This window comes from Methanomicrobia archaeon (genome assembly GCA_011049045.1).
GTDB lineage: Archaea > Halobacteriota > Syntropharchaeia > Alkanophagales > Methanospirareceae > JACGMN01.
The window spans coordinates 1-21,397 of record DSCO01000041.1 but is presented as its reverse complement, the minus strand read 5'-3'; the positions used below and the strand labels follow the sequence as shown (position 1 = coordinate 21,397).

General features: G+C 48.0%; 15 protein-coding genes and 1 tRNA gene. 6 read left to right on the top strand and 10 right to left on the bottom strand.

What is annotated here, in order from left to right:
* Window positions 1-19 precede the first annotated feature (19 nt).
* Genes ENN68_05115 through mutS form a run of 3 tightly spaced genes read right to left on the bottom strand, consistent with a single transcriptional unit; the run spans window position 20 to window position 3,507 of the window.
* Window positions 20-583, bottom strand: a complete 564-nt coding sequence (locus tag ENN68_05115; protein ID HDS45457.1) for a LysR family transcriptional regulator — start codon at window positions 581-583, stop codon at window positions 20-22.
* Between the two features lie 39 nt (window positions 584-622).
* Window positions 623-919, bottom strand: coding sequence for a hypothetical protein (locus tag ENN68_05110; protein HDS45456.1), 297 nt, complete (start codon window positions 917-919; stop codon window positions 623-625).
* Window positions 904-3,507: a DNA mismatch repair protein MutS gene (gene mutS, locus ENN68_05105; protein HDS45455.1), complete on the bottom strand. Its 2,604-nt coding sequence runs from the start codon at window positions 3,505-3,507 to the stop codon at window positions 904-906. Before mutS ends, ENN68_05110 begins: the two co-directional genes overlap by 16 nt.
* Before the next feature lie 115 nt (window positions 3,508-3,622).
* Between mutS and ENN68_05100 the strand changes: the two genes are divergently transcribed.
* A tRNA-Arg gene (locus tag ENN68_05100) sits at window positions 3,623-3,697 on the top strand.
* Window positions 3,698-3,736: 39 nt separating this feature from the next.
* On the opposite strand, the gene ENN68_05095 is transcribed toward ENN68_05100, so the two are convergent.
* From ENN68_05095 to ENN68_05075, 5 genes are all read right to left on the bottom strand, one after another.
* Window positions 3,737-8,254, bottom strand: a complete 4,518-nt coding sequence (locus ENN68_05095) for a hypothetical protein (protein ID HDS45454.1) — start codon at window positions 8,252-8,254, stop codon at window positions 3,737-3,739.
* A gap of 205 nt (window positions 8,255-8,459) precedes the next feature.
* On the bottom strand, window positions 8,460-9,050 hold the full coding sequence (locus ENN68_05090; protein ID HDS45453.1) for a YbhB/YbcL family Raf kinase inhibitor-like protein: 591 nt from the start codon (window positions 9,048-9,050) through the stop codon (window positions 8,460-8,462).
* Window positions 9,051-9,205: 155 nt separating this feature from the next.
* Window positions 9,206-9,451: a hypothetical protein gene (locus ENN68_05085; GenBank protein ID HDS45452.1), complete on the bottom strand. Its 246-nt coding sequence runs from the start codon at window positions 9,449-9,451 to the stop codon at window positions 9,206-9,208.
* An 89-nt stretch (window positions 9,452-9,540) separates the two neighbouring features.
* A complete protein-coding gene (locus tag ENN68_05080; GenBank protein ID HDS45451.1) occupies window positions 9,541-12,792 on the bottom strand; it encodes a restriction endonuclease subunit R in 3,252 nt (1,083 codons plus the stop codon).
* A gap of 10 nt (window positions 12,793-12,802) precedes the next feature.
* Entirely contained in the window at window positions 12,803-13,927 is a 1,125-nt protein-coding gene (locus ENN68_05075; protein HDS45450.1) for an EVE domain-containing protein, read from the bottom strand.
* A 519-nt stretch (window positions 13,928-14,446) separates the two neighbouring features.
* On the opposite strand from ENN68_05075, the gene ENN68_05070 reads away from it, so the two are divergent.
* On the top strand, window positions 14,447-16,570 hold the full coding sequence (locus tag ENN68_05070; protein HDS45449.1) for a hypothetical protein: 2,124 nt from the start codon (window positions 14,447-14,449) through the stop codon (window positions 16,568-16,570).
* Between the two features lie 97 nt (window positions 16,571-16,667).
* Window positions 16,668-17,315, top strand: coding sequence for an SdpI family protein (locus tag ENN68_05065; GenBank protein HDS45448.1), 648 nt, complete (start codon window positions 16,668-16,670; stop codon window positions 17,313-17,315).
* 118 nt (window positions 17,316-17,433) lie between these two features.
* Here the strand turns inward: ENN68_05065 and ENN68_05060 are convergent, their stop codons facing one another.
* Window positions 17,434-17,745, bottom strand: coding sequence for a type II toxin-antitoxin system MqsA family antitoxin (locus ENN68_05060; GenBank protein ID HDS45447.1), 312 nt, complete (start codon window positions 17,743-17,745; stop codon window positions 17,434-17,436).
* Window positions 17,687-18,022 (bottom strand): DUF4258 domain-containing protein, encoded by a 336-nt coding sequence (locus ENN68_05055; protein HDS45446.1) that lies wholly within the window; start codon window positions 18,020-18,022, stop codon window positions 17,687-17,689. Before ENN68_05055 ends, ENN68_05060 begins: the two co-directional genes overlap by 59 nt.
* A 105-nt stretch (window positions 18,023-18,127) precedes the next feature.
* Here ENN68_05055 and ENN68_05050 point away from each other — a divergent pair, with 105 nt between their 5' ends.
* The 3 genes from ENN68_05050 to ENN68_05040 form a co-directional block, all read left to right on the top strand.
* On the top strand, window positions 18,128-18,400 hold the full coding sequence (locus tag ENN68_05050) for an SdpI family protein (protein HDS45445.1): 273 nt from the start codon (window positions 18,128-18,130) through the stop codon (window positions 18,398-18,400).
* 470 nt (window positions 18,401-18,870) lie between these two features.
* Entirely contained in the window at window positions 18,871-19,953 is a 1,083-nt protein-coding gene (locus ENN68_05045; GenBank protein HDS45444.1) for a glycoside hydrolase family 15 protein, read from the top strand.
* 782 nt (window positions 19,954-20,735) lie between these two features.
* Window positions 20,736-21,397 (top strand): HEAT repeat domain-containing protein (locus tag ENN68_05040; GenBank protein ID HDS45443.1); only part of this gene is annotated, 662 nt, incomplete at its 3' end.

Sequence of the window (21,397 nt, the reverse complement as noted above, 5' to 3'; positions counted from 1 at the left end):
GCGTTCGTTCTTTCGTTCGTCAGTCCCTGGCGATCATGACTTCGGTGGCTTTGATCACCGCTTCCACCTCGTCGCCGATGTCTATATCGAGCTCGTCCACGGCCTCCTTCGTGATCAGTGCTTTGAGCACTGCTGGCGTCTCGATTTCGATACGTATAGAAGCGGCGAGTTCGCCGATCGTGACCCGTTTCACCACACCGGAGAGTTTGTTCCGTGCACTGACCTTGAACTGGAGCGCTTCCCAGAGCTCTTCATCGGCCGAAAGCCCCTCTAAATACCGCTCGTAGCGATCGTATTCGTGTAAGAGTTGCTTGCCCTCTTCGGTCAGCTCAGAACCGCCACCGCCCTGCGCACCCCCCCGGTGTGTCTTCACCACGGGCGTCCCGATAGCGTCCTCGATCTTCCGGATATGCTCCCACGCGGACCGGTAGGGCATTTCGAGCTTATCTGCAGCTTTGCGAATGGACTGCAGCTCCTGAATATCACGGAGCAGTTGTGCCCGGCCCGTGCCCAGAATTGGCTGACCCTGATGCACGATCCACGGCTTGAATCGCGACTCGTACTTCCGCTTTGGTGCTGCCATGATATATAGTGAAAAGATATTCAGGTTTTTTAAACGTTGCTAGACCGGGTATCGTCGCAGCGCTTTCCGCAGCTCTTTCATGTCCTGCTTCAGTTGCTTCAGCTCGGTCCTTAACGTGGGCAGCTGCACACCGTCCGCGAGACTCGCGGGCATCTCCGGTATTGTTATCGTGAGCGCGCCATGGCGGCAGATGTTGTTGCAGACGCCGCAGCAGGTGCAGCCCTGATAATCGATCACCGCCTTCTTGTCAGTGATCGCGATCGCGTTATCGGGACAGGCCGTAACGCAATCGCCGCAGCCCTTGCAGATCTGTATGTCGATTACGGGTATCCACATAGCTTCTTCTGCACCTCATGGAGCAGATTAAGCGCCTCAATGGGCGAGATCTGCTCGATATTGATCGTCTTCAGCTCCTCGAGCACCGGATGCTCCTGCACCATGATCTCTTTCTCCACCAGCGGCGCGGGGGCGCGCTCTTCAGCGCCGGTGCCTGCCCGTTCCGCTTCGTGCTCCATACGCTGCAGCACCTGCCTGGCGGAGCTGATAACAGCAGCGGGCAGCCCGGCGAGCTTCGCAACCTGAATCCCGTAGCTCTTGGAGCCGCGGCCTTCGACCACCTTGCGAATGAAGAATACCTCATCGGCGACCTCCTTGATCGAGACGTTGTAGCAATGCACGCCCTCGAGCAGATCGGCCAGCTCGGTGAGCTCGTAGAAATGTGTAGCGAAGAGCGTCTTCGCCTGGATGCGCTCAGAGACGTATTCCGCGACCGCCCATGCGATACTGACGCCGTCGAGCGTGCTCGTGCCGCGGCCGATCTCATCGAGCACGATCAGGCTGCGTGCGGTCGCATTATTGAGGATATTGGCCGTCTCGCTCATCTCGACCATGAACGAGCTCTGGCCCATCGAGAGGTCGTCGTAGGCACCGACGCGGGTGAAGATACGATCGACGACCCCGATCTTCGCGTCCGCTGCGGGCACGAACGACCCGAGCTGCGCCATCAGCACGATCAACGCGACCTGCCGCATGAAGGTGGACTTGCCGCTCATGTTCGGACCCGTGATAATCATCAGACGGACAGCCCCGCCGATGCGGACGTCATTCGGCACGAACCCTTCCCGTACCTGCTTCTCAACGACCGGGTGCCTACCACCCGTTATGACGATCTCGTCGCTCTCGGTGACGGTGGGGCAGCAGTAGCTGTTCTCGGCCGCGACGTCCGCGAAGGCGACGAGCATATCCAGCTCCGCGATCGCATTTGCCGCTTCCTGGATCTGCTTGGCATGTCGCGCGACCGCTTTCCGCACCTGCTCGAACAGCTCGTACTCGAGCTCCTTTATCCGCTCCTCCGCGCTCAGGGCCTTCGCCTCGTACTCCTTCAGGTCCTCCGTGATGTACCGTTCCGCATCACTCAGCGTCTGCTTCCTGATATAGGACTCAGGCACCTTCTCCGACCAGGTCTTCCGCACCTCGACGTAATACCCGAAGACCTTATTATAGCCCACCTTGAGCGATTTGATCCCGGTACACAGTTTCTCCTGCTCCTCGAAGTCCGCGAGCCACTGCCGGCCTTCGTGCTTGATCGTCCGCAGCTCGTCCAGCTCGGGATTGAACCCCGGCTTGATCACGCCGCCCTCCTTTACGGTGAGCGGCGGCTCCTCCTGGATGCTCTGCTCGATCATCGCAACGACCTCCGAGTAGGCGGGCGACTTCAGGGCACGCAGCGCATCTTTGCTCTTTGCCGCGCGGCACTTCTTCAGGATGCTCTGGAGTGTTTCACCGTGCTGTAACGAGCGCTTGAGCGCGATCATATCGCGTGCATTCGCATTACCGTACGAGATCCGGCTGACGATCCGCTCGATATCGTGGGTCTCCCGGAAGACGTCCTTGAGCGATTCCCGGAGCAGGATGTCGTCATATAATTCACGTACCGCATCCTGCCGCCGCTGTATCTCGGTCGTATCGAGCAGCGGGAACTGCAGGTTCTTCTTCAGCAGCCTCGAGCCCATACCAGTCAGTGTTTTGTCCAACACGCTCACGAGCGTGCCCCGAGCTGTACCGTCGCGGATATTATGAAAGAGCTCGAGGTTGCGTATCGAGACGCTATCGAGCACCATATAGTCAGAGACGAAGAAGGTCTTGAGCGGTTTGATATGCGCGAGCACCCGTTTCTGCGTATCACGGAGATACGCGATGACCGCGCCCGCAGCGGAGATGCCGGCCTTGAGCTCGCCGCAGCCGAAGCCGTCGAGCGAGATGACCCCGAAATGGTTGATCAGGGTGGTAAACGCGGTATTGAACGCGAAATAGTAATCGTCATACCGTGAGATAGTAGCGAGCTCCTGGTCGAGCACGGGCTCGAGCACGAGCGAATCGGGCATGATGATCTCCGCGGGTCGCACACGCTCGATCTCCGTCACCAGTGACGTGTGCGTCTCATCGTCTGTGAATTCGGTAACGGCGAACTCGCCAGTGGAGACGTCCACGATCGCGATCCCAACGAGCCCTTCGAGCAGGTTCACACACATCAGGTAGTTACTGACCCGCTCCTCGAGCAGCGTGTCCTCAATGACCGTCCCGGGCGTAATGAGCCGCACGACCTCGCGCCGTTCGACCTCGCCGCTCGCGGCATCCGTGATCTGCTCGCAGATCGCGACCTTATACCCCTTCTTGATCAGCTGCTTGATGTACGGGGTGACGGCGTGGTACGGCACACCGGCCATGGGCGTTTTCCGGGCCGCGCCCTTGCCACGGCCCGTTGCGGTCAAGGTGATGTTCAGCTCGCGTGCGGCGATTTTAGCGTCCTCACCGAAAGTCTCGTAGAAGTCACCGACCCGGAAGAGCAGGAGCGCGTCGCGGTACTTCGACTTGATCTCGTAGTACTGCTGCATCATCGGGGTCAGCTCAGAGGCGGTGGTCATCGGGACGTTCTCTGAACAAATCACGCTTTTTTCTGCTGATAAAACTTTTCTTTTATTGGCGAAGGCGCTTTTAACATCGGTACGAAGAAAAACGAACGAGAGAGAAAGGAAAAAAGGGCCCGTGGCTTAGCACGGATAAAGCACCGGCCTTCTAAGCCGGGGATCGCGGGTTCGAATCCCGCCGGGTCCGTTATAAGCGGCCAGACCCCTCTTATCAATTCTCCCGTCCTTAATCTGTCCACAGTCTTATCGCGGGTATCCCGTTATCGTACGTGTGACCGTTTGCATCGGTGAACTCAGTGCAATTTATCCAGCCGTTATCGGTGTGTAGTGTTCTAGTATGGATGATCTGCGGGTAGGAACCCGTGCGAATGGTGTAGTTGTAGGTCTCGTTGGCGTAGAGGGTGAATGATTCATCGAATGTTATGGTTTGCCATTCACCGAAATAACCGCTCCAGGTTTTCTCTGCGATTGGTGTGGTCCCCTTCCAAATGTTCACGTATTCGGTATGGCCACCCGTGCCGGGACAGGGGTAGGTATACAGTTTGGAGACGGTAACGTTATAGAAGGGCGTGATGGTGCCGTTGTGGGTGCCGGAGAGGCTTGGGTACGGATAGGCTGAGGGACCGGTGTCGAAGAAAACCTGAACCACTGAGATATTGTATCTCGTTTCTGGACCGGAGGCTAGAATACTGAAATGTCTAACCTTTATGTAATATGTGCCTGACTCGCCACAGTACCAGCTGATTTTCGATGCCAACCCGACGCCACTATCATCATCGTGCTTTAGCTCTGTAGTTCCCGTGGTGTCGTAGAGATAGAGGTAGGTGTCTGATTCAGGTCCAAGGTCAGAGGTTTCGATGGTGTACGAGCTGCCCCCGGGGGCATTAAACTTCAGCCAGTCCTGATCGCCAGGAACGTGAAAATCGTGAGTTTGCTTGGCACCATTAGCAGAAATGTAGTTTGCCAGAGAATAGTTATCATCGGGTTCATACGCATCTGGTACAGGTGGCTCAAACTGGGTATAGTTATAAAAGCTTGTTAGGTCTTGTGCTGAATCAAGCCAGCGCCGCGAGCTTACCCCCACTGGTTGTTGCGAACTAACAGCGAAAGGTTTATCCGGGCTTGATATATCTGCATCATTACTGTCTGCCAACCTCAGACCTATAATATTCTCCTTTTCTACAAGCGATTTTTCTATATTTTTAGAATCGATAGAAGCAGAGAGCGGGTCATCAATTGAAGTTCCGTATAAGTCTGTGTAAAGCGTGAAGTTTCCGGCTATCTTTGAATTGTATATCTTATAGCCGCTGAACTTTAACGTAACGTTGTGTAAACCAGTGCTCAGGTACGTATAGGTGTTTGATTCTAGCCAGTACCCCGCCTTAGTGATATAGCTGTTCAATTCATAGTTCCCAGCAGCTGTTACATTGATCTGTTTTTCAACAACAAGATAATCATAAAGCCCGTTGCTATCCTCATCAAAGCCGTAATCCCTTATGCCGGGCAGGAATACCGCTGGCGGTCGGAAATCGGTGTAATTATAGTGGTCGGTGGTGTATGCGTAGTCCCGGTGATCAAGCTGATACCAGTCGTTTGCGTTATATAAGCCCAAATACCTCAAATCGAATGTGTCGTTCGTCCGGGTCTGCCAGATTTCTGGGCCATCAAATCTTAACCGAACTATCTGATTGCCCGCATTTAGCGTGGTATAGTTACTGACCCTATTAAGGTACCCGCCTGTGCTGTTGTAAAGAGATCCGCTAATCCTGTAATACCCTGACTCGTTTACGGTTACGCCAACATCGATAGCGAGGTAGTCGTAAAAGCTATCATTGTTCGTATCAGAACCGTGATCAGAATAAAACTCATTGAACTGAGCAGGTGGTCGTTCGAACTGCGTATAGCTATAAAAGCTTGTCTGGTCTTCTGCAGAATCAAGCCAGCCCCACGAGCTACCCACGGGTTGTTGCGAACTAACGGCGAGCGGTTTACTATCCCGGGAGATATTTGCATCATTACTTTCTATTAACCACGGTCCGGTATTACCCTCCGTCTCTATAAGTGGTTTTTCGCTATTTTCCGCAATAATTAAGCCAGGAGTTACATAACCGTATAAATCCATGCGAACCGTGAAATTCTCGGTGCTCTTTGAATCGTATATTTTATAGCCTGTAAACTTTAACGTTAGATTGTTTAAACCAGCGTCAAGGTACGTGTAGTTGTATTTTTCGTCTATTCTGTACCCAGTATCATTAATGAGATACCCGTCCAGTTCATAGTTACCAGCAGTTGTTACATTTATCTGTTTCTCAACAACAAGATAATCATACAGTCCATTGCTGTTCTCATCAGAGCCGTAATCCCTTGCGCCTGGCATGAATACCGCGGGCGGGCGGAAATCGGTGTAATTATAATGGTTGGTAGTGTATGCGTAGTACCGGTGATCAATCTCGCCCCGAAACAGTGCGTATAAGCTCAAATACCGTAGATCGAATGTGCCGTTCATTTGGGTCTGCCAAATTCTTGGTCCACTAAACCTTAACTGAACCGTTTGATTGCCAGCATCTAACGTGGTATAATTACTGACCGAATCAACATGATTGCCACTGCTGTTGTACAGCGAGCCACTTATTCTATAATATCCCGAGTTGCTTACGGTTATGCCAACATCGATAGCGAGGTAGTCGCTAAAGCCATCGCTATCCGTATCCAAACCGTGATCAGAATAAATATCATTGAATTGAGCAGGTGGTCGTTCGAACTGCGTATAGCTATAAAAGTTTGTTATGTCCTCAGCTACGTCGAGCCAACACCACGAGCTTACACCAACCGGTTGTTGTGCACCAACGGCGACAGGATTACTTCCCCGGGCGAAATCATCGTTAATCTCTGCTAACTGCGGTTTTATAACAATCTCCGTCTCTCCAAGCGGTTTTTCTATACGTTCTGAATCCATAGAAGCTACTGCGCCAGAAGTTAAGTAGCCGTATAACTCCATGTAAACCGTGAAATTGCCCGTGCTCTTTGAACTGAATATCTTGCAGCCGTCAAATCTTAACGAAATGTTGTGTAATCCCGCGGTCAGGTATGTATAGTTGTAATTTGATTCTATCTCGTACCCAGTGTCATTCATGAGATAGCCGTCCAATCTATAGTCTCCAGAAGTTGTTACATTTATCTGTTTCTCAATAACAAGATAATCATAAAGCCCGTTGCTATCAGTATCGAGACCATAATCTCCAAAAGCTCTGCCTAATTCAGCAGGTGGACGCTGAAAATCTGTATAATTATAATAGTGCGTAATATATGGGTCATCTCTATAATCTAACAAAATCTTACTGTCGTTCAGAAGCCATACATCATCAAGCACGAATGTGCCATTTATCTTATTCCTGCGGATGTCCATTCCATCCAACAAAACAGTGACAGTATGGTCGCCTGCTGTAAGGTAACGGTACGTGCTGTTCTCAGTCACATGAGTTCCATCAAGCGCGTGAAGATCAACTCTTACAGAATAATTTCCGGCAGTAGTGACATTTACGCCGACGTCGATCGCGAGGTAGTCGTAAAGGCCATTGCTATCAGTATCCAGACCGCGATCAGCATATACATCAGTGAATCGAGCAGGCAGAATAGTCTGGTTTATTGAGATATTGTACCTCGTTTCTGGACCGGACACGAACGGGCTGTAGTGTCTCACCAGTATGTAATAGGTGCCTGAATCGCCACAGTACCAGTTGATTTTCGATGCCAACCCGAAGCCACTATCGTCATCATGCCGTATCTCTGTAGTTCCCGCAGTGTCATAGAGATAGAGATCGGTGTCTGATTCAGGTCCAAGGTCCGAGGTTTCAATGGTGTAGGAGCTGCCGCCGGTGGCATTGAACTTCAGCCAGTCCTGATCACCCGGAACGTGAAAATCATGAGCTTGCCGGGTGCCATCAACAGAAATGTAGTTCGCCAGGGAATAGGTATCATCAGGTTCATATGCATCTGGTATCGGCTGCTCGAACTCTGCTGTGATGTCCACATTATCCAGGATATGCCAGTTATTTGCATCTCCTGTTGATGCGCTAAACCCAAAGCCCCCGTACGTGGTGTTAAGTGTTCCTCGCCAGTTGAATAAGGTAGAATTATCCACAGCAATCCGAATTTCAGAATCGTTACTGACAACTCGGACATCATGCCAGAGATTGTCCTCGGTTCGGGGATCATTAACAGAGATTAAATGATTGTTTACATCATCTTTGATGAGTGCAATATGGCTAGAGTAAGAATCCCAGTCATTCGGCCAGTTATCAAATTCGAGTGCATAACCAGAGACTGGTATTCCGTTTCGATTCATAAATCCTAAATAACTGCCATCACTTGGTTCGTAATTAGTTTGTTTGTAGAACATAAATGTTAAGCCATCTCCACCTGAGCCACCACCAGCTCTGTATGTGAACTCAATGGTAAACGGAGAGGTTATACGCCGATTAAGCCACATAACGCCTACCTGTCCATTTATATTCTCTGTAAGGACCACATATTCGTTTACAGGATCTCGATACGCGTCGCCCATATACTTCCACATGCCAGTATCTGCGCTGAAATTATCAAAGAAAAGCAGTTTTGGGTTCTCATTATTTCCGCTAATTTGAGATACTTGCTCAGAACTCCCTGGATCCTCGACTATCTGCTCAGCAAGCGCTCCACCCCAAAAATCGTACAGATAACTATTAAACCCACAACCAGCCCCCAAAATCTCACGCCTGTACTCATGTGACCTCCCAAGGAGTAAGTAGGCACGGGTGGATTATAAGCTTTTCGACCGGTTCAGTAAATAAGGGGCCAGACCCCCCCTTATCAACCCTCCCGACCAACAAAACAGGGCAAGGCCCTCCTTATGGACCTTTTCGGCCAACCATAAAACGGGACCAGTAAACGGGATCAGAATTAAAAATCATTCAAGCGGACTGATCAAGTGTGCGTGTAGCAGTGGTTCGGGCTGCACCACTTAGGCGTGAATAGGAGCCGCTCAGCTCGGCAGTGTCGAGAATATGGCCCTGCATGGCCAGTTCAAGCGCGGCCTTGTTAACGCTCGCGCCCAGATCCAGCTCGGTATCCAGCGCGTATAGTTTGAAGACGTACCGGTGCGGCGTGCCTGATGGTGGACAGGGCCCCCGGTACTGCTGCACGCCGTAATCATTCGTGCCCTGCGTGCCCGGAACAGTATCTTCGTCGATCCACAGGGTCACCGGAATGTTATAGACGATCCAGTGGACCCACGTGCCGCGCGGTGCATCCGGGTCTTCGAGTACGAGCGCCAGGCTCTTCGTTCCCGCCGGTACGTTCTCGATCCTGAGCGCGGGGTTGATATCGTTCCCGTCACACGTGAATCGCACGGGAATCCGCGCACCGTTCACGAACTCGGGACTCGATAACTGCAGCTGCACCGGTGCTGCCGCAGGTGACGGCGTTGTTGTTGGTGTTGGTACACCCTCCTTGTCTCCAACGCAGCCCGCAAGCAGCGCTACACCAACAAGAGCTACCGACATGATCAACCAGTATAGTTTACAGTTCATCGTTTAGGGTTAGTAGACACCTCCCCCCTTTCTCGTCCATAGTGCAGAACACAGGATCGTTTCGTTAGAGAGAATTGTGCGCTGTAAGTTCAAATCGCTTTCGCTGAGTTGCAGCAATCGTAAAAAGTTTATTTTTGCCGCCCGCAGGTTCGCCCGTATTTAATGCCCCATGACGCCCATGAGGCACCCAGTATCGCACCCACAATGAGCAGCGAGACAAGGACAATGACACTGTTCTCAATGAGCGTGAACGCAGCGGCATAGAAGGTCACCCATAAGATGAGAAAGGCGAGCCAGCCCATCACCACAACGATCGAAAGCGAAACACGCCACGCGAATCCGGGCGTTTTCAGCACCGCTTCATCTTCTGCCATACATTACCCTCCGTAGTAAGTAGTGACGTAGAGCGCTTCAGCTTAAAAATTTTGTGGTTGGGCGCTGTCTGGCCCAGCTGCTTTGGTTCCTACCTCAAACAACTCTCTTCAATAACGGCTATTTCGTCCGAAGTGAGATCGTACAGCTTGTAGACCAGCTTATCTATTTGCCGATCTGTTTCCTCGATCTGCTGTTGCAGTGCCGCTTTATCCGGCTCTGTCCTTGCTTTGGACAATTGCTCGTGAAGCCTAAGCATATGCTCCACTAACGTAACCAGTTTCTCGTGTAGGGATTTATCTGCAGGAACTGAGAAGTCGATTGTTCTTATAGGGAAATCTTTAAATATCACATAGCTCGGCTCGTAAAAGTCACCTCTTAATTTTGGGAGAATCGATTTAAAAAGAAAATAAGTAAGATAACTGTTTAGAATTCCTAATAAATACTTATCGGGCTTTGCAATGATAAAGCACTTTTGATTCGTGTACCAATTATTTTCATCCAAAACGAATTCCGGTTTTTTACAGATATTGGGATAAATAATTTTCGGCTTTTCAAACTCAATGTAATAATCCACCGTATCCTGAATTTCATACCACTTATAATCGCCGGGTTTACGGCCTGGCCACTTTTCGCCTTTCCAGTCTTTTGGTTTTGGCATCAGTCGCTCTTTAAATTGGAGAAGGTGCCGTTTTAAAGCAGGATATCGGTCAATATCCACACCACGACGAGTAAATATCAAATACCGCTCGCTTTTCGGTGGCTGATAGCGCTTAATATCCCTACCAACCAAAAAAGGCTTAATCAACTCCTCACTCCTAGGATCTTCCTGAATCAGTTTGTCTCGCGTCGCGGCATCGATCACAAACGCCTCGTTGAGACCCGTTTTTATGCCGTAATAAATTCTCCCGTTGACGTAATCGCCCAGCGGCACTCCTTTGAGACGTATCTTTTTCAGGAGCGCTTGCGTCTTTTCGTCCACTAACGACCAGCCGGAATCGTCTAATCCCGTTCGGTTTACCGCAAATTCGTGCTTGTTAACGTACTCATCAAGGCTGGTAAAATTGAGCGTTTTCACTTCTGTCTTGGCAAAGGTCGGCTTCGGCGTATTCTTCGAGATGCGGATGATGCAGGGGTAGGTCGTTGCCTGGAAGACCGGCAGGTCGCCAAAGTCGATAAGCTCCTCGATACACTGCCGTTTCAGCCATTTTCGCAGCGGCGTGCCGTAGTTCGCACGCATCCATTTGTTCGCGACGATGTACGAGAAGATTCCATTATCATTCAGTGATGAAAGACTTCGCTCGATGAAATAGACGTAAAGATCAGCGACACCGTGATAAACCGTGTATTGATCCTTAAAATGCCTTTTCAGCTCACCAAGTGACTCCTGTCGCACGTATGGCGGATTACCGATGACGACATCAAACCCGCGCTTTTCTTTCGGCTTCTCTAGATCAAAGACCTCGTAGAACTCAAAACCCCAGTGGAACGGGTTTAATCGTAAAAACTCCTCCCTGGTTATTGGTATATTGCGCTCTCGAAATTGTCGATGAAGATTGGCATTAAGCAGTGTGCTTATTCGCTCATCGTATCGATTTATAGACTCACTCAGTTCTTTTGCTTCATCACCTTCAGCCCTTTTGTATTCCTGTATCAAGTCGTTCCTTTCTAGAAGCAGAGTCTCCAATGTGGTTTTCTCTTCATCCAGGAGCCATGCCGTAAGCGTGAGTTCCGAGCCTCTGAACTCGCTTACATCCATGTACCCGATTAAACTGTTCCCGACGCAAAGATTGTAGTCGATATTGGGCAATGCTTCGACTTTATTGGGTTCGTAGGAATCGACAAGCCAGAGCCAGAGTCGTAATTTGGCGATCTCGATGCCGTTCGGATTGATATCCACACCATAAAGATTGTTGATTAAAATCAACTTCTTCAATGCGATGTCTGAGTTTCCCAGCTGTAATTTATCATCTATCCGTCTGTTCAACTCGAAAAGGATATTCGCCGCGGCAAGTAAGAAAGCCCCTGAGCCACAGGCGTTGTCCAAAACTTTTATTTTCAGGATGACCTTGTTCCAAAGCTCTTTCAAGGTCGTAGCTGGGAGAATAAACAACTCTTCGAGGTCTTTCAGTAATTCGGTCTCTCGATAACCTTTTTCGGTCCTGAGGATCTCATTTGCTCTATCCAGTATGAACGGATAGATTGTATGCTCTGAGATGTATTTCGTTACAAACTTGGGCGTGTAATACGCGCCGGTGCCCTTCCTATCTGTGGCAGTCATCGCACGTTCAAAGATATAGCCCAGGATTTCCGGATCAATCGAATAAACGTTGTCTAACTGCTCCTTATGGACGAACCTGAAGCTGTCTAAGAATCTTATTATCTCCCTCAAAATTTCAGCTTTGATTTTATAATCTACATGCTTCTTTTCTACTTCAATATGGGTGAACAGGCTACCATTTAGGTACGGGACATCTTTAAACTGCTCAATAATATCTTCTCGTTGATCGTTCGGCGTATTAAGAACGCTAAAAAATAACTGTCGCAATTTAGGCATGAGTTCGTATTCTTCAGCTTTAGTAAGAAAACTAAGGATATCCTCTCCAATAATTCCTTTCGATTGTAAGAACTTGATGAAAATCAATCGGTTCGTTACAACCTGCGCTATCTGCTCCCGCTCTTCCAAGTCCTTTACGCCGATGACATTGTTTACCAAACAATCCGCTTCAGATATTGTCCTGGTTTTGTTCTCGTGATCCTTGTAGCGACCACCATGTAACAGCGCGTTATACCAGCCGTAGAACTTCTTGCTGATCTCTTCTTCGGTCTTTGGCGAAACGACCTTCTCTTTACCGGCCAGAAAATCCTTGATCTGGTCAAACTGCGTTTCTAATTGCAGATTGCTCACTATTTCGCCATTCTTGTCAATAAAGACCCAGTGCAAGCCGTTTGTCGCCACACCAAAATTATAATTTTCTTTCACTTCGACGAGTCTGAACAGGCCTTGTATTTGATTGACGCCGCTATCTTTGCCTTTTATCAAGTCGGCATTCAGTGGCTTCGCCTCAACAAGGAACTTGCCTCTGTCGCTTTTGATCAGGTAATCTACGCTGCGATGGCTGCCAGGGGTATCAAAGGATTTTTCTGGTAATTTCTCCAAATCTAGCGCCGTGAAAATCTTATCAATCACGAATTCGCGTGTGAATGCCTCAGCCTCTGCTGGTTCTTTCATGAAGTCTGGACGGAGTTTCTCTCCTTCGTTAAACACTCTGTTCTTGCCGTCCAGTGTCAACCGTTCCTTAACATCCTTTATCAGAGAATTAACAAGATTTGTTTTGCTCATTTCTCCTTGGTTATCGCTGTGTTAGCAATCGAAAATCATGCTCGCTTACTCTTCGCGTCGCTTGGACGAACCACGCCCATGCTTTGTCCTCTCGACCTTTAAACGCATCTAACTGGCCCCTTAAGGCTGCGTCAATGATAACAGGGTCATCTAAGTAGAGATGCGCATCTTTAACACGAAATACCCAGGGATACTTATCCGAATGGTGAACCTTGGGGTGCACCTTGTATTCGGGTAGCGAAGCAACCTGAGCGTGAGCAACGACTCCCTTACCTGTCGAATAAAAGCAGATAAGATCTCCTGGCTTTATATTTCGTCGACCAGGCGTACGCTCGCCGAACGCATAAATATGCTCTTCTTTCACAAGGCTTTCGATAACCTCATCGGCAGTTTGCTCTTCATCGCTTCTAACAGGCGTAAGCCAATATGACCGTTCAGCAGGAATTTCTTCTTCTTCTTCTGGTTGTTCTTTTTTATCTTCGGGCGGGGGCGGTCGCTGCGCAACGAGCCGTGCCATCATATCAACAACAGGATCCACATTCGCCAAGGAAGGTTTGAGCACTGCAAGAACGTCTTCGTGGCTAACATCATACTCGTTATACAGGTCGGCGAGCGATAGAAGGGACTCGACAGATATTGTACGGAGCTGATGTGATCTCTTCTCAGCAATGATCGCATGCTCCAGTTGTCTCAGGTCTGCGTCAGGACGTCCAACTACGTAAAGACCCAACGCATGCTCACGATCTGGTATCTGATTATCGGAAATCAAAGCATCTATGTACCCAAGGAGTGGCGCGGTCTTGATGGCGTATGCTTCACTCGTCTTGACTTCAGCAACGATAAAAAAACCGGTGGGCGATTTCCATAGCCCGTCGAATCCAATTTCTCCTGTTATTCCGTGGTATCTACCGAAAACTGAATCGAAGCCGAGAAAAGTAGCTAGATGATTCACCAAATCCTGCAGAGCACGGTTATATTGATCGCCTGAACTTCTCAGGCATTCATATATATAGTCTCGTAGTTGGCCTACATCCTTGACGTTGTCTTTAAGGAATGTTCTGAACCGTTCTTTTGCGTCTCCCTCATCCTTCAACAGGCCTACGAGGTTTAAGATTTGCGCTAAGGTAATACCCATATTCACCACCTATTTGTTGACGACAGAACCCCCCTATAAACCGCTATCGTCTAACTTACCATATAAATGTATCGTTTGATTGAGGTGGTAAAGTTAATGGGTGCTACAGGCAAATCGGCTCGAAAATTATGCCGCACGGGTGGAAAATACAGCTTGTGATGAGTCCAGTAAATCACCAACCCCCAACAATTTGACAACCACCAGGCAACCGAAAAGCTTAAATAAGGACAGAATTTTAATAGCATAGGGGGGTTGGTAAGTGCTTTTGTTAGGGGGTGTGAGTGGAGGTAAATAAAAGCCCAAAGACTGAAAATAAAAACGGACCTTTTGGAAGGGAAATAATCGATGACTAGTCTTTGGAGCGGAATTGGATAATGATCTCCGAGAGAACGGCAATATCTATTAGAAAAATTATGAGAGAAGTAAACAAACCAACGATAGTACCTTCCAAAAAATCTCAAAATAAAAAAACAATTTAATAGAACTATTTTTTAAAATAGAGCATTATTGATTCGTAACATGGCAAGAAAGAAAAGAAAAATCGATGAAGCAAACCTCACTCTAGGAGCAGCTATACCAAATTTATTTGAAATGGACGAAGAACCTAATGTAAAAGAAACAGATAAATGGAGAAAGGAATCCTATGAATTTCCAACTAAACAAAGTAATAATTTTGGATTACAATCACCATTTATAATCCCCAATCACGAGGTGGTTGTTATAGACACGAAAAAGAAATTCAACGACTTGTTCTTCGCTGGTGTAACGGGCATTAAAGGCGTGACCTTCGGTGCGTCCCCAGATTTGATATTGAAGATGTTCAAGGAGAAAAATCTGGAGGAAATAGAAATTATCAACAGCGAAAAATTCCCCCTGAACGTTAAAGTGGAGACAATAGATGAACTAGAAAAGCTGAAAACCGAAGGCAGACTCAAATGTTATTACCCCGAAAAAGGCCATAAGACGATCCATTCCAAAGTGTATTTAATTCGGCGTGACGGTTCTCTCGACTTCGTGGTCGGGAGTGCCAATTTGACTGAAAACGCACAAAACGCCTCGCAACAAAAAAACGCGGTGGTCATATTCCGCGACATCCTCAATTCGCCGTATAAAGATATGTATCTTGATGTTTACGAGGAGCACAAGCAAGGCACCAAGCTATTTTTAGACAGTTTATCGCAAATGATTGCAGAGGAAAACGAAACAGACCGCTTAGAAATAATAAAGCAGTATGTAATTCAGGACGGCGTTAGTATAGACAAAGGAAAGTATTTGGACGCTGTAATTTATGTCTCCGATAACTTGTTAGACCAGGACAAGCTAGTATCCCCGCGAATTGAATATTCATTAGACGGTATAAACCAAATAACCGCAAAAGCCATTAAAAAAAGATATGATAAACTCAAGTCTTTCGATTTTAATAAGCAGGAGAACAAGATCATATTCGACTCGAGTGAATATTACGAGCGGATTTTTAGTGGCGAATTTACGGGCATTCCATTACTAAAGATATATCCAGATAAAAAAGAAGTGAGACTTAGATATGGTAACAACATCGACAACAGGGCACGTTTGCCAGATGATCCGCAGAAGGTATATAATGAGTTGATGCTCTTTGAGCGGTATTTTGAAACCGTTGATACTTATGGTGAAAAGAACGCAGATCCTACTAACAGCAAAATGGCGTTATTTGAGGCTGCGCTATATGTCTTCTGGTGTCCGTTCGCAGGACTGATATACCAATGTTTATCCAAAGAGAACGCGCTCTCGGATAAGGGGCTGCCGTTTGGGTGGTGGTTTGGCCCATCTAACACGGGGAAGACCACCTACGCTAGCTATCTTATGAGTGTGCTAACAGGCAGACCCATTACAAAAATCATCAAGGAGGGTGAGATAAAGGCGAATAAAATTGAAAGCATCAAACAGTATGGCACATCAGCACCACTAGTTATTGACGACGTTGGCGGGCGCTTTATGAATAATATGAAAAACATACTTACAAAATACTGGACAGATAATTACTGGACAGATACCACATATTCCGCTATACCACAACTCATTTTTACAACGAATAAAGTACTCCCGCAACCATGGCTGAATACTAGGATAATGAAGATAGGATTAACAACCCTATTCAATATGAATGATCGAAAAACATTGCAAGAATTTAACAAGATTAAAGACACGATACCCGATGTTTTCCCGTACTTCGCCTACTTGTTTATGGATTCTCTAGAAACAGATATTTTAGATAATGATATACTTTACCATTCGCGTGCTATTTTTGAAGAGCTGTATTCATTCGCGGGTCGTTCCGTTCCAAATTATTTCCCATCAGACCCTCTTTCTAGCGAATTTGATCCCAATAAAAATCGGTGGCTAAGCCTCTTCGATGAAAAAGGTATTGAGTATGAACCGACAGATTACAACGAACTGAAAATAACATTTCCTCTAACTACTGATGACAAGATTATCAATGATTACATTAGGATATTAGATAAAACAATTGATGCGGAACAGAATGTAAAGACAATTACAATTAGAAATTTAGATACGTTCCAGAAATGGGTGGGGCGAGATTTTCCCCCTAAAAACCACCAAAAGAGGTCTATATTTGCTCGTTTCAGGAAGCGTGTTGGATGACAGGAGAGACCGTCCTAGCGCATGAATTTTGAAAGCCACCAGTAAACACCCAGGGACTGCAGGGTTTTATACCGCTGCAGACATGAGTATGTAGACTATGCGAAAAAGCGTACTGGTGGTATGGCTGCTCGTGCTGTTCGCGTTCGCGCTCAGCATCGCAGTCTATCCGCAGATGCCTGAGCAGATAGCCTCGCACTGGAACGCGCGCGGCGAGGTTGACGGCTACATGACGAATTTCTGGGGCCTGTTCTTGCTCCCGCTGCTGCTCGCGGGTGTCGTGCTCCTCTTCCTGACGGTACCGCGTATCGATCCGTTGAGAGCGAACATAGCAGCGTTTCGGCCCTATTACGGCGGCTTTATCGTGGTCTTCTGCCTCTTTATGCTCCTGATACACCTGCAGATCATCCTGTGGAACAGCGGCCTCGAGATCAGTCCCAACCTGACGCTCCGCATCGGCTGCGGGCTGCTCTTCTACTATATCGGGATCATGCTCGAGCACGCGAAGCGGAACTGGTTCATCGGGATCCGGACGCCATGGACGCTGAGCAGCGATACCGTATGGACGCAAACGCATCAGCGCGGCGCGAACCTGTTCAAGCTCGCGGGCGCTATTGCCATACTGGGTGTTTTCGTGCCGGCCTACGCTATCCTCTTCATCATCGTGCCCGTGCTCTTCGTCACGGTATACACCGTTGCCTATTCGTATTGGGTGTATCGTGAGGAGCAGCGGCGTGGACGTCGGTAGATGATGGGCGGTTGGTATTTCTGTAGCCGTGGCCCGCCTGAAGAAAGGGCTCGAAGCGCACTTGCACGTAATTCCTTTACATCGTGCGATCTTGGAGAAAGAAAGTATACTATTTATCTTAAAGTGCAACGGCTTTAAAATCAAGCTCGCCCGCGCGAATTTTTTGCAGTTTGACTTTCTGCTCGCTCACTTCCTTTAAAATTTGATTGACGTGTTCCACAGTATCTATCGAGAAATATCGTTCTCCACACTGCTGGCAAACCAACGCAGGGACTTCTTTTATTACCACTACTTTCCCGTCTGCTTTTTTAATGACTTCAACCTTTTTCTCTTCCAATTCTCCACCGCAAAGGCTACAAGGCTCCATTGTTTCATTTACCTCCTTTATTCCGTAATCTGGAGTTAATCCATCTTTCAGGATTCGGTTCATAGGCCGTTATTATTCTTATATGTTCTTTACATAAAGCCACAAGCACGTGGATAGGTCTTGGACCGACAAAGCCAAGGGTTAAATAACTGGGGCATGGTTTATCATTCCGATAATCCTCGATTATTTCGCCGTTTACGAGGACCGCTACGAGTTCATGCACTTCTATTCCTCGTTCGTCTATCGCATCCCATGCGTGATCTGTGATTAAGACCTTCCGTTCCTTGATTAGCTCTTGGATTCTGGCGTGTGTCATATTCCTCCTAACTTCGTTCCGCACTCAGAACGGATTTCATCAATTGTTCCTTATTGCAGGTCGAACGTTCTGGACGATCCTTTTGGGCTATTTGTACTAACGTAGTACGGTAAAAAGTAGTTACTCTTTATGCCACCCGCACAAGGCGAAAACCGGGGTCGCAATTCCGGGTTCATCGGGATCAGAACGCCATGGACTTTGAGCAGCGATACCGTGTGGATGAAGATACAGCAGCGCGGCGCTAAACTGTTCAAGCTCGCGGGCGCTATTGCCATACTGGGTGTTTTCGTGCCGGCCTACGCTATCCCCTTCATCATCGTGCCTGTGCTCCTCGTGGCAATGTACACCATTGTCTATTCCTATTGGCTGTATCGGGAGGGGCTGCGGCGTGGAGGTATGTGATGGGAAGTCGGCATTTTTCTGTAGCAGTGGCCCGTCCCAAAGAAGCTCGAAGCGCAGTCTATGTCAGATCATATCCTCAGGGAGCTCGTACCGAGGATGCGAACGATGTCATTCCTGGAGATCGATGGCCTGCGCGTGGCTGAAAATTTCCGCTTCGACAGATTCTCCACGATATCAGGTAACAGCTCAGCGGGGATGCCAACGAAAATAGCCTTATCTTTGACGGTCATTGACCTTCACGCACCCACATCACCGAAGCTATAAACAACTTCTCCGGCTACCTCCAGGCTCGTGACGAGCACGTACAGTTCGCAGAAGGCCAGAGCCTAAGGGAAAAGTGCTCAGGATGTATGAAGTCGTGCAAGTGAAAAAGAAGCGGGCCGCCTATTTATATCCACTTGCGAGATAGTATATCTGATAGTAAAAGACACATTAGCAGGGTGCTAAAAAGGGGAATTTCACAAGGAGTAATGAACGAAAAAATAACAAAACTAATAGGAGTGACACAGGATATAATCAGAGACTGCGCATTAGAAAATGGTGGTATTGTAGCTGCTAATTCAACAAAAAATGGATATCCAAAAGCAGCTAAAAACTACTTCTATGTCTGGCCACGTGATGCCGCATTTGCCTGTATTGCCGCGGATGTGCTGGGCCTTGAGAACGTCCAGGAAAATTTCTTCAACTGGTGTTTGAAGCGAGCGGAAGGGTTCACAGAAAACGGCTTGTTCTATGAGAAATACTATCCGAACGGATTAAAAGCGTTACCACAATTCCAACCAGACCAGACCGGTACGGTATTGTTTGCTGTATGGAACCATTATAAAGAGGATATATCTGGGGCATCAAAGTTCCATGAGCTCGTTGAACTCGCCGGCAACGGCATCTGTAACGCGTGGGATAAAGATCACTTCACCCTGGTTACGAATGACCTGTGGGAGGAGCGATATTGCTTTCCTGATCTCAACGAAAACTTTTCGTATTCGCTTGCCGCATGCATCAAAGGTCTCAGATGTGCACATGAAGTGATTCCAGACAGAAAATGGATTGAGACTGCGAATGAAATGAAAAAACGTCTGGATATCCATTTCATGGACTATTTCATCCGATCGTATGGTAAGATATCTGATAGAAGGATCGATGCTTCTGCAATTGGGTTAGTTTATCCGTTTGAGGTGTATGAGGCAGATGATCCGAGAATTGTTGCCACAATAAACGAGATCGAGAAAAGACTGGTTAATAATGGTGGAGTACACCGCTATGAACATGATGAGTATGACGGCTGGATGTATGAACTGCTGCACAGGAAAAAGGGCGCAGGTGCATGGCCGCTTCTGAATTTCTGGATGGTTATTTATTATTCGATTAAAGGCGATAAAGATCGTGCTGAGAACTATTATTACTGGGTATTAGAAAAAATTAACGATGGTGATTGCCGCATACCTGAGCAGCTATTTGAAAATGAACTCCAGGTGTCGGTCTCGCCGTTACTGTGGTCGCATTCCATGTTCGTAGTGGCCTCTAAACAGCTGGATACACTTACCACACCATAACACTTCACGGCAACTACTTTGTAGTGATTTTTATTAGGCGCTCAGCGCAGCGTGGCTTAGGAAACGGGGGTCTTCACCCACTCTTCATGTTTCGCACGATATCGATAATCGCAAGAACTATTCCAACACCCAGTAAACCATACCCGATGAGTCTATTATCACGCCCCAAAAACAATCCTGCCAGGATGAATCCGACTGCAAGATCGGCTAAGGGGGTGAGCCTGTTACCCGGTTTAATCTTATTAACGAAAAGAACAATGAACGCGATAAGAGCCAGGACGACAAGAGCTAGGTAATGTAGATCTGTGCCGGGTTCATGGTAATATCTTTCGATTGTTTTTGATACTATCTATATACTATCGCGGCTCATTCCTTCTTCGCCATAGCGCTAGCTAAATCGAACCAGCATGCTTCAGCATTTATTTAAATTATACGTACGCCTTTCGTAAGGTCTGCTCCTGCTCGTAGATCCGCTTCAGTGCTGTTACTAGGTCTGCATAGCAGTGGTATTCGGACTGCTCTGCTATGCGCTCATACGTGGCAATCGTGCGCTCTACCCGCTCCAGCGCGGGATCGAGCCGCACCCAGTTAAGACGCACCGACTGCTCAGGCCTGTACCCGCCCTCCTCGAGCTTCGTGGTGTATCCTGACTGAAATCTGAACTGAAATCGGAAAGCTTATATATATCGGTGATACAAGTGCAGCTTAAGTCATTAACACACACCTGCAAAGTACGAGGCATACTAACTAACTTTACAAAAGAACATATGAGAGGATAAAATATGGTGGCCGTGTTAACGCCCGATGTGAAAAAACTTGAAGCAAAGGCGGATATTAGTGGCTTGATAAAAGCATTAGAGCACAAAAAAATCGATGTCCGATATAGAGCAGCAGTAGCGCTTGGTAAGTTGGGCGATAAGCGAGCAGTAGAACCACTCATTCGTGCGTTGAAGGATGAAGATGCGTTTTTTCGTGCGAAAGTAGCAGCGGCTCTTGGTGAGCTAGGAGATGAGCGAGCAGTAGAACCACTCACCAGTGCTTTGCAGGACAAAGACGAGTTTTTTCGCGAGAAGGCCGCGGATGCGCTTGGTAAGCTGGGCGATAAGCGCGCAGTAGAACCGCTCATTCGTGCTCTGCAGGATAACAACGAGTTTTTTCGCGAGAAGGCCGCGGATGCGCTTGGTAAGCTGGGCGATAAGCGCGCAGTAGAACCGCTCATTCGTGCTCTGCAGGATAAAGATGAGTATGTTCGAGCGAAAGCAGCCGATGCTCTTGCGGTGATCGGAGAACCAGCAGTAGAACCGCTCGTTCGTGCTCTGCAGGATAAAAATGATGATGTTCGCGCAGGAGCAGCAAAGGCTCTTGAAAGAATGAACTGGATTCCTGAAGACAAAGCGGAAGAAGCTTCTTTTTTACTCGCCAAAAAGGTGTGGCATGATTTAAT

Bases quoted from the DNA above. Each gene is read 5' to 3' on its own strand.
- ENN68_05080 (HDS45451.1), bottom strand. From the start codon at position 12,792: ATGAGCAAAACAAATCTTGTTAATTCTCTGATAAAGGATGTTAAGGAA.
- ENN68_05050 (HDS45445.1), top strand. From the start codon at position 18,128: ATGCCACCCGCACAAGGCGAAAACCGGGGTCGCAATTCCGGGTTCATC.
- ENN68_05075 (HDS45450.1), bottom strand. From the start codon at position 13,927: ATGGGTATTACCTTAGCGCAAATCTTAAACCTCGTAGGCCTGTTGAAG.
- ENN68_05090 (HDS45453.1), bottom strand. From the start codon at position 9,050: ATGTCGGTAGCTCTTGTTGGTGTAGCGCTGCTTGCGGGCTGCGTTGGA.
- ENN68_05110 (HDS45456.1), bottom strand. From the start codon at position 919: ATGTGGATACCCGTAATCGACATACAGATCTGCAAGGGCTGCGGCGAT.
- ENN68_05085 (HDS45452.1), bottom strand. From the start codon at position 9,451: ATGGCAGAAGATGAAGCGGTGCTGAAAACGCCCGGATTCGCGTGGCGT.
- ENN68_05065 (HDS45448.1), top strand. From the start codon at position 16,668: ATGCGAAAAAGCGTACTGGTGGTATGGCTGCTCGTGCTGTTCGCGTTC.
- ENN68_05060 (HDS45447.1), bottom strand. From the start codon at position 17,745: ATGAACCGAATCCTGAAAGATGGATTAACTCCAGATTACGGAATAAAG.
- mutS (HDS45455.1), bottom strand. From the start codon at position 3,507: ATGACCACCGCCTCTGAGCTGACCCCGATGATGCAGCAGTACTACGAG.
- ENN68_05045 (HDS45444.1), top strand. From the start codon at position 18,871: ATGAACGAAAAAATAACAAAACTAATAGGAGTGACACAGGATATAATC.
- ENN68_05115 (HDS45457.1), bottom strand. From the start codon at position 583: ATGGCAGCACCAAAGCGGAAGTACGAGTCGCGATTCAAGCCGTGGATC.
- ENN68_05070 (HDS45449.1), top strand. From the start codon at position 14,447: ATGGCAAGAAAGAAAAGAAAAATCGATGAAGCAAACCTCACTCTAGGA.